The sequence below is a fragment of the Caballeronia sp. LjRoot29 genome (assembly GCF_964252755.1).
Classification (GTDB): Bacteria; Pseudomonadota; Gammaproteobacteria; order Burkholderiales; family Burkholderiaceae; genus Caballeronia.
Window position 1 is genome coordinate 1 of the sequence record NZ_CAXUPU020000025.1, and the last position, 12946, is coordinate 12946.

Sequence of the window (12946 nt, forward strand, 5' to 3'; positions counted from 1 at the left end):
CAATTTAAATGGAGTGCTGATAATAAAAAATGACAAAAATATCAGTGAAAGTCGCGGCTAACACTCGTCAATCCACCCAGCAGATGCGACATATCCACCAACCGTTGTGCAACAAGATGTCGAACCTCGCCCTCGCATTGCCACGTACCATACACGGCCAGCAACGTCGAACCGAGCGCCTCGCGCCGCTGCTTCTCGAGCAGACTAGGCCACACAATAACGTTCACATTACCGGTCTCATCTTCAATCGTAACGAACATCACGCCCTTCGCGGTTCCAGGCCGTTGACGCACCGTCACGAGTCCGCACCCGCGTGCTAATTGCCCATTCCTGTAATCACGCAACGTAGCCGCCGACATCAACCGAAGCTCAAGCAACGCCGGCCGCAATAGTTCAAGCGGATGACGCCCGAGAGACAGACCCGTAGCCTTGTAGTCGCTGACAATATCGTCGGCTTCCGAAGGCGCGCCGAGCAGCGGCGTGACATCTTCCACGCGTGCATCGTTGAGCAGGTCCTTGTCGGGCACCGCGGCCACGGACTGCCATAACGCTTCCCTCCGATTCCCGGCGAGCGAAGTCAACGCGTTGGCCGCAGCCAGCGCCTGCAAGTCATGCCGGTCAAGTTGCGCCCGTTGCGCGAGGTCCCCCACGCTCTCGAACTGACGCACACAACGCGCCGTTTCAATCCGCTCAGCCGCACCATCACGCATCCCGCGAAGCAGCGATAACCCCAGCCGCACTGCAGGCCTGCTGTCATCGCCACGGCATTCATCTGGATACTCAAGCACCGAATCCCAACCGCTCACTGTCACGTCGGCGGGAAACACAACTACGCCATGCCGCTTGGCGTCCTGCACGAGTTGCGAAGGGGAGTAGAAACCCATCGGTTGCGAGTTCAGCATGGCGGCGAGAAATGCTGCTGGTTCGTGTCGCTTCAACCAACTGCTGACATACACAAGCAACGCAAAACTCGCCGCATGGCTTTCAGGAAAACCATATTCACCAAAGCCCTTGATCTGCTCAAAAATAGCTTCTGCGAATTCCTTTTTATAACCGCGCTCGACCATGCCGTTCACAATCCGGTCATAATATTTTTCCAGACCTCCTTTGCGTTTCCATGCTGCCATTGCCCGCCGCAATGCATCGGCTTCACCAGCCGTGAACCCCGCTGCGATCATCGCGATCTGCATGACCTGTTCCTGAAATATCGGCACACCCAAGGTTCTTTCGAGCGCGACCTTTAACCCCTCGCTAGGATAATTAACTTCCTCCAACCCCTGACGCCGCCGCAAATACGGATGCACGGCACCACCCTGAATTGGACCGGGCCGTACGATCGCCACCTCGATCACCAGATCGTAAAACTCCTGCGGCCGCAGTCGCGGCAACATCGACATTTGCGCACGCGACTCAATCTGAAACACGCCAATAGTGTCCGCCTGCGAGATCATGTCGTAAGTCGGTTTATCGTCGGGCGGAATGTCCTGCATCTCGAAGCGCTCGCCGCGTTTCTCCGAGACAATATCGAGCGTGCGTCGAATGGCCGAGAGCATGCCGAGCGCGAGTACATCGACTTTTAAAAGCCCCAGCGCTTCCAGATCGTCCTTGTCCCACTGAATCACGCTGCGATCCACCATAGCCGCGTTTTCGATGGGAACCAGTCGCGTCAGTTTCTCCCGGCTGATCACAAAACCACCTGAATGCTGCGATAAATGCCGTGGGAAATTCAGTAACTGCGCGGCCAGCGAAGCCCACGATTGAATCAACGTATTCTCCGGATCAAGCCCGGATTCTGTGAAGCGTTGCAGCAGGTCATGACTGGTATCGAACCACTGATGCGACTTCGCGACGCGATCCACAATCTGCGGATCAACGCCTAGCGCCTTACCCGTTTCACGCAATGCGCCGCGCGGCCGATACGTGGACACCGCCGCCGCAATCGCCGTCCGATCACGCCCATATTTACGATAGATGTACTGGATGACTTCCTCACGCCGCTGATGCTCGAAGTCGACATCAATATCCGGCGGTTCACCGCGTTCTTTACTGATAAACCGCTCGAACAACATATTGCTGCGGGCCGGGTCCACTTCAGTCACACCGAGGCAATAACACACAGCGGAATTCGCTGCGGAACCACGCCCTTGGCAAAGGATATTTTCAGCGCGCGCAAAGCGGACGAGGTCATAGACGGTGAGAAAATACGCCTCGTATTTCATATGCTCGATCAACTCGAGTTCATGTTCTATCTGCGCTTGAACCTTGTGTGGAACGCCGAGCGGAAAACGCCGATTCGCGCCAATATAGGTTTCCTGCCGCAAATACGCGGCGTGGGTATAACCGGCCGGCACAATCTCGTCGGGATAGTCGTAACGCAAATCATCGAGTGAAAACGTGCAGTGCTTGAGCACGTTGAGCGTTTCGCCAAGCGTGTATTCCGGATAGAGATTCGCGAGCCGCAACCTGGAGCGCAAATGCTGTTCGGCGTTCGGCGCGAGATCGTAACCACATTCGGACACCGGCTTGCCAATGCGAATGGCCGTCATGGTGTCCTGCAACGGTTTGCGCGAACGCACGTGCATGACCACGTTGCCGGTTGCCACCACGGGCACCTTATGAAACGCAGCCACGTGCTCGACAATCCCCCGGTGGATGTCATCGAGTGCGCGCTGATGCAGCGTCAATCCAACCCACGCGCGTTGAGGAAACGTCGTGTCGAGCCATTCTATCTGGGCATCGAGCGCGGCCTGCTTCGCGGGGAAATCGGGCACCAGGATCGCGAGGCAATCGGGCATGCCGCGCAGATGCGCGAAGTCTTTATCGGGCCGTGCCAGATCGTTAGGCGTGAGCAAGTACGCGCCTTTTTTCGAGCGCATGCGGGCAATGGTGATGAGCTCGGACAAATTGCCGTACCCATTGCGGTTCGTTGCCAGCAAAATGAGCCCGAAGGCGGGCGAAAGATCCGCGTTGACGAGCTTGAAATACGAGCCAATCATCAGCGGAAAATTCAGGGTCTTCGCCTCCACATGTGCGCGCACGACACCGGCGAGCGAGCATTCATCGGTGATTGCCAGACCGGCATAACCGAGTTGCGCCGCGCGCGCGACCAGCTCCTCTCCACGCGATGCCCCGTGCAGGAACGTGAAATTGGAAAACGCGAAAAGCTCCGCATACGCGGGCAGCATGGAGAAGGTGGTATCCACGGCGCATCATCCAAACAGGCCGTGGAGAAACCAGCGCGGATCTTCGGCGTCAGCACTGCCAGGCCGCTCGCGATAAATCCAGTAGCAACTTTGATCGCTGGCTTGCGCGACGAAATAATCGCGGCTCATCAAATTACTGTCGAACCATCCCGCTTCGATGCGTTCCGCCGGCGACACCAGTTTCAGCGACGACCCATAAAACGGCCGATGATTTTTCATCATCAATTGCAGGGGCTTTTCAAGCAGCCAAGCTGGACGCGGCAGATCGGACGGCACGGCTTCCAGCTTTTGAGGACGGGTGGTATCGGCGACGGAGATCCATCGATTAGCCTGTTCAGGCCGGTAATCCGATGAAGGCGCCGCACGCAGTACGTTGTCGGCGCCCAGCCGCGCAACCAGCAATTCCAGCAAACGGTTGTGGTCTTCAGGCGAGCCGCCGGGTTCGGGAAAAAGCGTCTCGGTAGGCGGCTCGGCGGGCTGTATTTTTGCGGCGCTCAGACGCAGCGCGATCACCGGCGCCACGAGTTCCGTGCGGCCAAGCCGCTCCTTGAACAAGCGCACCAGATGTTCTTCGTGCCAGGTGGGTTCGGCGAGCGCGATCTGGATAACGGTGGGGTCGATAGCATCGCGGCCGCGCTCGTGTTCCAGCGTGAGCGTGGCGTGCGTGAGCGCCAGTTGCTGCGCGCTAAGCCAGCCGCACAATTGCACGATCAACCGGCGCGCGGAAAACAGCATGGCTTCGGCGTGCTCAATGCGATCGGGCAACTCGATGCGCGCGCTGAAAGCCGGCGGCACAGCCAGCCATTCGTATAGCTCGGGCGCGAGTCCATAAGCGCGATCGAGCGAATCCAGCAGCGCGACGCCGCAACGCTTTTTAAGCCCTGCACGCGGCAGGCGGCGGATGTCATTCAGTGTCTTGCAACCCAGCCCGTTGAACCAGTCCGCGAACGCACGCACTTCCGGCGCGGCCTGGAACGGCAGCGTTCCGAGCTTGCGTTCAAGCGACGCCATTTTCAGCACGCGCCGCTTGCCGAGATTCGCGTTCCGGGTGCTTTTGGCCAGCAGCCACGCGCCCTGGCCGGTCGGCGCCGTGCTAAGGCGTGCCGTCACGCCGATGGCATCGACAATGTCTCGTATCTGATGACATAGCCGCACGATGCCGCCGAAGAGCCGCAGGCTCGCCGTGACGTCGATAACAATGGTTTCCTCATCGCAAAGCGCGACCATGGGTGAGAATTTCATCGACGAAAAAGCTACCTCGCGCATCAAGTCATTTTCTTTACTCAGCTCGCGCTCGAACATGAGGGTGTCGGGCGAGAGCGTGAGGACGCCGCCGCGTTTCATGCCTACGCACACGCCGGCCTCGCGAGCGCCTTGGTCTCCGATAAAGACCGTGTCTCGGTCGAGGACGACGCAACCATGTTCGGGCCTACGCGACCAGCGTGGACGGAACACTTCCAGCGACAACCGGGGTAGATGTATGCCGACGTACACGGGCATGGGGACTCATTAGAACGGGAGAGGGTTGCAGGGTGACGGACAGCCTTTCGGCGCGGATCGGGCCTTTGCGCTTGATGATGTCGACAGCAATACCGTCGCCGGCCGGCCGCACGCACAGCCTCAGCGTGGCCGGTGACGAGTCCGCCGCGCTCGCGAGCGGCCGCACCATCAGGAATAGCGTTTCAGAGGATTGCGCGGCCATGTGGAGGCGCCGCAGCGACTCCGTGCGCGCGTATTGCTGCCAGAAGATGAGCGCGCCGCAGCTGCCGGTCTTGAGGATTTGCTCGGCTGACCACAATGCGTCAGCCAGTTTCGATGCACGCACCTGGAGCAGCTTTTCGAGCGGCACACCCAGGTATGCAAAAGCGAGAGAATTTGGACTATGAGGCGGTTGCACCAAGGCGATAGGGCGGCGGCTCACTGCGGCGAGCGCCGGGCGTAACAGCCTGACTTCGCCCACGCCCGGCTGCTGCACCAGCAACTCGATCAGGGTGCCCAGCGGCCAGCCGCCGCCCGGCAGCTCGGCCGACAGCATGGCGTAGCCCGTGTCGACCGTTTGCCCATGCGAGCGCGCGAGCTGCGACCCGCGCCACAAGGCGGGGTGGATGTCTTCGACGTTCTGGAGCAAGGCTGACATGGCAAATTTACCTGTATGGATGTACAGTACTTTACCTTGAATTCGGTCGAGCCTGAACTGCCCCTTTTAAAAGGCAGGGAGAAAAACGGGGAGGGAAATATGACCTGTGAATGTGGCAAAAGATGCGGCAAAAATGGTAGGGAGAATGCACGGTGACCATCATGGTTGGCACGGCTTCGTGGACGGACCCCACGCTGATCAAGTGCAAGCGTTTTTATCCGCCCGGCTGTTCGAGCGCGGAGGCGCGGTTGCGTTATTACGCGTCCGTTTTCCCTTTGGTGGAGGTCGATTCCAGCTATTACGCCATGCCGAACGCCGCGAATTCGGTGTTGTGGGCTGAGCGGACACCGCCGGAGTTCGTGTTCAACATCAAGGCGTTCCGCTTGTTCACGGGGCATCAGACCGCACGCGACATGTTTCCGCCGGACATGCAGCCGCACCTGCCGCAGAACGGCAAGACGAGCCTGTATTACAAGGATTTGCCGGGCGAGTTGCAGCAGGAATTATGGTGCCGGTACTTTGAAGCCGTTGAGCCGCTTCGTGCGGCCGGTAAGCTCGGCGCCGTGCATTTTCAGTTCGCGCCGTGGGTGATCTGCAATCCCCATGGCATCAGGCATGTCGAGCACTGCTCGGACGTCATGAGCGCAATGGACGGCTACACCATGGCAGTTGAGTTTCGCAACCAGACTTGGTTCGACGCAAAACGCCGCGATTCCACATTGGCTATGGAACGTGAGCGCGGGCTGGTGAATGTGGTGGTGGATGAACCGCAAGGGTCGAGTAACAGCATCCCTGCTATTTGGGAAACAACGCATCCGCGGCTGGCGTTGATTCGCATGCACGGACGCAATCAGGATACGTGGAATATCAAGGGCGCGGTTGCATCATCGTCGAGATTTAACTATGAGTACAACGACGATGAACTTGATTCGCTCGCTAGTCACATTATCGAAATTTCGAAGGCGGTTGAATTGACGCATGTGGTTTTTAATACAAACTATGAAGACCAGGGGCAGAAGAATGCGCTGAAGTTGATGGGCATTTTAGGGGCGAACGCAATATCGGTCTGATCGTTTCGTTCGCACTTTGGGGTTGAAGGGGGGAGGGTTAGCGGTCGGGGTCTATGCCGGGTTGCTGCTCTCCAGGTCTTCGCGCGTTTTATGTTGGCTGATTTCTTTATCACTATTAGCCACTGCGCGTGGCAGCGCGTCATTTCTTTGTCCAAAGCGACAAAGAAACGAAGCAAAGAAAGCGCTTTCACCTCTCTACTCTAAGTGTCCACAGCGTGCAGTTCCATTTCATGGGTGCCCCAAAAGCACGGTGCTCGCAAGAGCTTAGGATGTGTGAACCCCTCCTTCTCGCGAATCCTGACAGTAAAACGCTTCGCCCCGTACGCTCTCGGGCAAGCACCAATGACTGAACCCGCCTAAGGAGCACCCCGCGCTATCCGCTGAAAACCTTCCACCGAATTTGTACGCATGCAGAACCATTTTTTAAACCACCCAGAAATGGATCTGCAGAATGCATAAAGCCTGACCCGGCAAATAACAATGCAAACTCATAGCTAACCCGCGAAGCGCCACGGCGGCAAATACGCGTGAGGCCGTGTGGGTCCGTGGAACACGGGTGCTAGCCCGAGAGCGTACGGGGCGAAGCGTGTTAATGTCAGGATTCGCGAGAAGGAGGGTTTCACACATCGGTGGCTCTGGCGAGCACCGTGCTTTTCGGGTACCAATGAAATAAAACTGCACGCTGTGGACACTTAATTTTTAGAGAGTTGAAAGCGTTTTCTTTGCTTCGTTTCTTTGTCGCTTTGGACAAAGAAATGACGTGCCGCCACGCACAGTGGCTAATAGTGATAAAGAGAAAACTCGACTCACGCAGACCACTAACACCGAAAGCACCAACCCGGCATTGACCCCGACCGCTAACCCCAGAACCCGTGCAACCCACCACTAACCAACCCACGATGAAGACCAGTGAAAAAAGCAGAGCAAATGGTGGTCTTGTCTATTCCACCGATGCCGGACGAATGTGCCCTGAATGCAGACAGCCACTCGCGGAATGTGCCTGCAAGAAGGCCAAGACACAACCGGCCGGTGATGGCGTGGTGCGAGTGTCTCGCGAGACCAAAGGCCGGGGCGGGAAAAGCGTGACAATCGTTAAAGGCCTGACCCTCGATCCAATCGCGTTGGCGTCGCTAGGCAAACAGTTACGCACAGCCTGCGGTTCCGGCGGAACGGTGAAAGACGGCGTAATCGAAGTGCAGGGCGACCATTGCGAGCGGGTTATCGAAGCGCTCAAGAAAAATGGCCACAACGCGAAGCGAGCCGGGGGATAAACGCTTCAATCATCGTAAGCTTAGCGGAAGAGCACATTAAGCCAGTGAGCAGAGAAACAGCTACATCAACCGTTCGCATGGTCACTCGAATTGCGACGAATCGCCTGAGGCGGTTGACCGAAGGCGCAAATTTCTAAAAGCGGTGGGAGCTTCGCTATGAAAGAATACGACATCAGCACCAATGGCATCTCCATGCACGTGACTGAGCAAGGAGACGGACCAGCGGTCCTTTTTTGCCACGGGTTTCCGGATACGTCCTATACGTGGCGTCGACAAATGGAAGCGGTGTCGTCGGCCGGATACCGCGCCATTGCTCCGGACATGCGCGGCTATGGCCGCAGCTCGGCGCCAGCAGACGCCGCCTTATACACGCCGCTGCACACGGCGGGCGACCTGATTGGACTGCTCGATACGCTAAAGATATCCAGCGCTATTTTAGTGGGCCATGACTGGGGCGCGACTCATGCATGGAATGCCGCGATGATGCGTCCCGACCGTTTCAAGGCGGTGTTCTGCCTGAGCGTACCCTACGTTCCACGCGGGGACGTGAGTGTCTTTGAACGCATGCGGAAGGCTGGTCATCAAAACGATTTCTACATGTTCGAACAGATCCGGCCAGACGCCGATAAAATTTGGGCCGACGCCTCAGTGACCATTCCAGGCATTCTGTATTGGGCATCAGGTTCCGCTCCGGAAAACACGCGATGGAGTCCTATGGATCCCGGACGAAGCCTTCATCGCGCGGCTCCCGGACCCTCGCCCTCCTGGGCGAAACCCGATTACATGGCTCATAACATCGCGGAATTCCAGCGCACCGGTTTTCACGGCGCCCTGAACTACTATCGTGCCGCCGAACCGTATTTCTATTTGTCTGCGCCATGGAAGGGCGCGAAGATCACCCAGCCTTCTTTTTTCATTTGGGGAAAAGCGGATGGATTGAAAGAGCTTTATCCTCTTTCGATCGACCAGATGCGCGCGGGTCTTCCCGGTCTCGCAGGGGGCCTTGAACTCGATAATGTGGGCCACTGGGTACAACACGAAGCCCCTGACGTGGTCAACGACCAACTCGTGCAGTTCTTACGCACTGTAACCACGGCCTGACACGGCCCGATTCCCACCATGACCAAGCTGACCTCGCGCATCTTTAGCTCACCCCGTCACACGACACGTTACTGGGAGTGCGGGCCAGACAACGCCCCGCTGATGATCTTCGTCCATGGCTGGCCCGAAATTGGCCTCATGTGGCGCGCGCAGATCGAAGCATTCGCAGCCGAAGGATGGCGTTGCGTCGCGCCAGACATGCGCGGCTACGGCGGTTCATCGGTGCCGGCTTCGTCCGGCGACTATGTCTTGAGCGAGATCGTTCACGACATGGTGGAGCTTCACGATCATCTGGGAGCGCGCCCTGCAATCTGGGTTGGACACGACTGGGGAAGTCCGGTAGCCGCTGCGCTGGCCGCGCACCACGGGCACCGGAGTCGCGGCGTGGTGCTGGTCTCGTTGCCTTACTTCCCCGAAGGCTTTGCGCTGCCAAATCTCGTGCGCCTGATCGACCGTCAGTTGTATCCATCCGATGAATATCCGGATGGGCAGTGGGACTACTACCGCTTCTATCTAACGCACTTTGAACAGACGGTTAGCGACTTCGAGGCAGATATCCCGGCCGCGCTCGCGTCACTCTATCGCCCGGGAAACCCCGCATCGGGTGGCCTGGTTTCTCCGTCCGCCTTGATCACAAGAAACGGCGGCCGTTATGGCGCGGCACATCGCGCCCCGCCGACGCAGCCTGACCCGGCACTATGGCCGCTCGCGGACTTCGATGCCTTGACCGAGGCGTTCCACGTCACGGGTTTTCGCCCGGCCAATACCTGGTACCTGAACGATGCCGCCAACATCGCCTACGCTCACGCCGCACCGGATGGCGGCCGGTTGCACCAGCCTGTGCTGCTCGTGAACGGCGATTGGGACATCATCTGCGACATCAACCGCGGCCGCCTCGGAGAACCCATGCGCGGCGCTTGCCAGGACCTCTCCATAGCGAACCTGCCTGCGGGCCATTGGCTTCCACTCGAGCGCAAGAGCGAACTTGTTCAAGCAATCCGGTCGTGGCTGGAGGCAAAAGGGCTGTAGAGCGTCGGCCTGTTGTTGCCTTGGTTAATATCGTTGAGAGGTGAATCCGTGCGGAGGTCGAACGCTGACCTTCGGACGGAGAAAAGCGGGAACTGAAATTGCAGCACGCTGACCATGTTCTTGAAACCGCCGCATTTTTCAGGAGTTCGACATGGCTACGGTATCTAAAGGCGACAAAGTGAAGTGGGAAACATCGCAAGGCCCTACCGAAGGTACGGTCACGCGAAAAGTGACCGGTACCGCAAAGGTGGGCGGCCACGTTGCGAAGGCGTCTCCTCGCGATCCGCAATACGAAGTCAAAAGCGCAAAGAGCGGCAAAGCGGCGATTCACAAAGCCAGCGCGCTGAAAAAAGTACGCTGAGCATGTCAGCGTCCCTTAGCGCTGCAGCAGGGCAAGATGAAGGACTCGACACCAGGAGATATTTTGAATCAGATGCTCAAGATGTTTGATCTGTCAGGCAAGCGCGCGCTCGTGACCGGATCGAGTAGCGGGATTGGCTTTGCGCTCGCGCGCGGACTCGCGGGCGCCGGCGCGAAGGTTATTCTGAACGGCCGCAATGAGGCGCGACTCGCAGAAGCGGTGGCAAGTTTGCGTGGTGAAGGAATGACCGTTGACGCACTCAGTTTCGACGTGACGTCCCCATCGGCCGTGTCAGCGGCGATCGAAAAAATTGAACGTGAGGACGGCCCAATCGACATTCTCGTCAATAACGCCGGCATGCAGCGTCGTGCGCCTCTCGAGCAGTTTTCTCACGAGCAGTGGCAAGAGTTGATGAGGACAAACGTGGACAGCGTGTTCCTGGTGGGGCAGGCGGTCGCGCGTTTCATGATCACGCGGGGCGCCGGCAAGATCGTCAATATTTGCTCGGTTCAAAGTGAACTCGGACGACCCGACATCGCGGCATACACTGCGACGAAGGGCGCCGTGAAAATGTTGACCAAGGGTATGGCGATCGATTGGGGCAAGCACGGCATCCAGGTGAACGGGCTCGGACCGGGCTACTTCAAGACAGAATTGACTGAAGCGCTCGTGAATAACGAAACCTTTAGCGCATGGCTCATCGGGCGTACGCCGTCGCGGCGTTGGGGCGATATCGAAGATCTCGTGGGCGCGGCAATATTCCTCACGAGTTCGGCCTCGAACTTTGTCAATGGACACATTCTTTATGTCGATGGCGGCGTGACGGCAACGCTTTAAGCCAGTTCATTTACTAAAGAAAACAAAAAGCGCGCTGTGGTCACAGCGCGCTTTTTTTGGGTCCCGTGCGAACAGGAACGCTTGTGGAACGGTTCAATCATCCGCCGCTTGCGACCGGCTGAAAGTCCGCTCACGCGCCGGGCGGGAGCCCTCAAGCTACGGATCCCAATCTGCCTGCTTCTGCCCAAGATAACAATTTGGTAATGCTGACGTCAGTATTGGGCAAAGCTTGAAAGCCCATACTGTTTGCAAGTCACCGCGATATCAAGTGCTCACGGATAGAAGTTGATGGCAAAGCTTACTCTTATGTAAGCAAGATTCAACGCCGTTAGCGGTGGCTTACGAAGGTCTGTCAGTAGCAAGCCGCAAGAATTTTTGGTCGATCGTGGAATAACCGCAATGCCGCCGTGTTTGCCACTACATGAACACGGCAGATTAGATTCAACTAAGTAAGGATGCCGAAACGAAGACAAAGCCACTGAACCGCAGCGTCAAGGCTCGTCATCGCACTTCGGCAGATACAGCGTCATCCGTTTTCTGGGCATTTGCCCGCTACTTAATCACATTCAATCGCACTCATTTAAGGAATGGTCATCATGAAAAAAGCTCTTGTTTGCCTCGCTCTTGCCGCTGGCGCATTGTCCGCTCCGGTCCTCAGCTTCGCACAATCGAATGCTCCTGTGACGCGCGCTGAAGTTCGTGCAGACCTGGTGCGTGTTGAACAGGCGGGCTACAACCCGTCGCGCGGTGGCGACGTCGATTACCCGGCCGACATCCAGGCTGCTGAAGCAAAGGTCGCGGCGCAAACCGGCCAGCAACAGGCGACGCAATCCTATGGCGGCGTGGCCGAGAACGGCACTTCGTCGTCAGGCGCCCCGATGCACACGGCCATGCACTCGACCTGCGTTGGTCCGGTCAGCTTCTGCAACATCTACGCGGGCAGCTAAGTGGCGCGGTTCAGGACCTGCGCAAGTCATGCGAATGACACGGACTTGCGCAGGACCTGATTTCGCCCGCAACTTGTCGTGCAATTCGATCCCTTCTCTCTACATAACTTTTAACGGAGTCTCTCGTGAAACTTTTGCCTTTGGTCGCCTCGGCCTCGGCCTTGTCATTGTCTGCTTGCCTCTTTGCCTCGACCGGCGCAATGGCGCAGGATGCTCAGCCCAAGAACGCCCCGGTCAAGAACATTGTCCTGGTCCATGGCGCGTGGGTAGACGGCTCAGGCTGGAAACCGGTCTACAACATCCTGACCAAGGACGGTTATCACGTCACCATGGTGCAGGAACCGTTGAGCTCGCTCGAAGACGACGTCGCGACAACCAAGCGCGTTCTCGATCTGCAGGACGGTCCCACTATTCTTGTAGCTCACAGCTATGGCGGTTCCATCATCACTGAAGCAGGCGTGCATCCGAAGGTTGTCGGGCTGGTGTATGTGGCGGCGCACGCACCGGCAGTCGGCGAGGATGAGAGCGATCTTGGCAAGGGCATGCCCAGCTTTACGTCGAAGCAGGCGGGCGCAATCAAGAAAACCGACGACGGTTACACGTATCTGAATCCGGCAGATTTCCCGAAGGACTTCGCAGCTGATTTACCGCTCAAGCAAGCTCAATTCGAAGCGCAGTCGCAGATACTGACGGCGGCCAAGGTTTTCTCTACGCCCATGACCGTTGCCGCTTGGACCACCAAGCCTAGCTGGGGCATCGTCGCCGGAGCCGACAAGATCATCAACCCGGATCTCGAACGTTGGTACTACGCCCGTGCGCATAGCCACACGACCGTGATCCCGGGTGCAAGTCACTCGGTTTATGAGTCGCGTCCAAAGGAAGTGGCCGCCGTGATCGAAGATGCGGCCACGCATGCTCAGCAGTAAAGCGCTAGTGATCGCGTAGGCGAGGCCCGGGGTTATTTTCCGTCGATCGTTATCAAACGGGGTG

11 protein-coding genes are annotated in these 12946 nt (G+C 57.8%); 8 read left to right on the forward strand and 3 right to left on the reverse strand.

Features of this window, described 5'->3' with window-relative positions:
• Positions 1–41 precede the first annotated feature (41 nt).
• From ACSQ83_RS23890 to imuA, 3 genes are read right to left on the reverse strand one after another with little or no spacing between them, the layout of a single operon-like run.
• Positions 42–3203 carry an error-prone DNA polymerase gene (locus ACSQ83_RS23890; protein WP_436229840.1) on the reverse strand — a complete coding sequence of 1054 codons (3162 nt, stop codon included), beginning with the start codon at positions 3201–3203 and terminating at the stop codon, positions 42–44.
• Positions 3204–3209: 6 nt separating this feature from the next.
• Positions 3210–4703 (reverse strand): DNA polymerase Y family protein, encoded by a 1494-nt coding sequence (locus ACSQ83_RS23895; protein WP_414954677.1) that lies wholly within the window; start codon positions 4701–4703, stop codon positions 3210–3212.
• Entirely contained in the window at positions 4633–5340 is a 708-nt protein-coding gene (gene imuA, locus ACSQ83_RS23900) for a translesion DNA synthesis-associated protein ImuA (protein ID WP_414954676.1), read from the reverse strand. The genes ACSQ83_RS23895 and imuA overlap by 71 nt, the downstream gene beginning before the upstream one ends.
• Positions 5341–5492: 152 nt before the next feature.
• On the opposite strand from imuA, the gene ACSQ83_RS23905 reads away from it, so the two are divergent.
• The 8 genes from ACSQ83_RS23905 to ACSQ83_RS23940 all read left to right on the forward strand — a co-directional run bounded on the left by ACSQ83_RS23905 (position 5493) and on the right by ACSQ83_RS23940 (position 12882).
• Positions 5493–6410, forward strand: a complete 918-nt coding sequence (locus ACSQ83_RS23905; RefSeq protein WP_436229841.1) for a DUF72 domain-containing protein — start codon at positions 5493–5495, stop codon at positions 6408–6410.
• Positions 6411–7309: 899 nt separating this feature from the next.
• Complete coding sequence (locus ACSQ83_RS23910) at positions 7310–7681, forward strand: translation initiation factor Sui1 (protein ID WP_414954674.1); 372 nt, start codon at positions 7310–7312, stop codon at positions 7679–7681.
• A 156-nt stretch (positions 7682–7837) separates the two neighbouring features.
• Entirely contained in the window at positions 7838–8782 is a 945-nt protein-coding gene (locus tag ACSQ83_RS23915) for an alpha/beta fold hydrolase (RefSeq protein WP_436229842.1), read from the forward strand.
• 18 nt (positions 8783–8800) lie between these two features.
• Positions 8801–9811, forward strand: coding sequence for an alpha/beta fold hydrolase (locus ACSQ83_RS23920; protein WP_436229843.1), 1011 nt, complete (start codon positions 8801–8803; stop codon positions 9809–9811).
• A gap of 151 nt (positions 9812–9962) precedes the next feature.
• Positions 9963–10172 (forward strand): DUF2945 domain-containing protein, encoded by a 210-nt coding sequence (locus ACSQ83_RS23925; RefSeq protein ID WP_414954671.1) that lies wholly within the window; start codon positions 9963–9965, stop codon positions 10170–10172.
• Between the two features lie 72 nt (positions 10173–10244).
• On the forward strand, positions 10245–11009 hold the full coding sequence (locus tag ACSQ83_RS23930; RefSeq protein ID WP_436229844.1) for an SDR family NAD(P)-dependent oxidoreductase: 765 nt from the start codon (positions 10245–10247) through the stop codon (positions 11007–11009).
• 596 nt (positions 11010–11605) lie between these two features.
• On the forward strand, positions 11606–11956 hold the full coding sequence (locus ACSQ83_RS23935; protein WP_436229845.1) for a DUF4148 domain-containing protein: 351 nt from the start codon (positions 11606–11608) through the stop codon (positions 11954–11956).
• A gap of 200 nt (positions 11957–12156) precedes the next feature.
• Positions 12157–12882: an alpha/beta hydrolase gene (locus ACSQ83_RS23940; RefSeq protein WP_436229898.1), complete on the forward strand. Its 726-nt coding sequence runs from the start codon at positions 12157–12159 to the stop codon at positions 12880–12882.
• The last annotated feature ends 64 nt before the right edge of the window (positions 12883–12946 follow it).

What these genes read in the sequence shown, in the direction of transcription:
- imuA (WP_414954676.1), bottom strand. Translation starts at nt 5,340, where the DNA reads ATGTCAGCCTTGCTCCAGAACGTCGAAGACATCCACCCCGCCTTGTGG.
- ACSQ83_RS23925 (WP_414954671.1), top strand. Translation starts at nt 9,963, where the DNA reads ATGGCTACGGTATCTAAAGGCGACAAAGTGAAGTGGGAAACATCGCAA.
- ACSQ83_RS23940 (WP_436229898.1), top strand. Translation starts at nt 12,157, where the DNA reads ATGGCGCAGGATGCTCAGCCCAAGAACGCCCCGGTCAAGAACATTGTC.
- ACSQ83_RS23910 (WP_414954674.1), top strand. Translation starts at nt 7,310, where the DNA reads ATGAAGACCAGTGAAAAAAGCAGAGCAAATGGTGGTCTTGTCTATTCC.
- ACSQ83_RS23915 (WP_436229842.1), top strand. Translation starts at nt 7,838, where the DNA reads ATGAAAGAATACGACATCAGCACCAATGGCATCTCCATGCACGTGACT.
- ACSQ83_RS23920 (WP_436229843.1), top strand. Translation starts at nt 8,801, where the DNA reads ATGACCAAGCTGACCTCGCGCATCTTTAGCTCACCCCGTCACACGACA.
- ACSQ83_RS23930 (WP_436229844.1), top strand. Translation starts at nt 10,245, where the DNA reads ATGCTCAAGATGTTTGATCTGTCAGGCAAGCGCGCGCTCGTGACCGGA.
- ACSQ83_RS23895 (WP_414954677.1), bottom strand. Translation starts at nt 4,703, where the DNA reads ATGCCCGTGTACGTCGGCATACATCTACCCCGGTTGTCGCTGGAAGTG.
- ACSQ83_RS23935 (WP_436229845.1), top strand. Translation starts at nt 11,606, where the DNA reads ATGAAAAAAGCTCTTGTTTGCCTCGCTCTTGCCGCTGGCGCATTGTCC.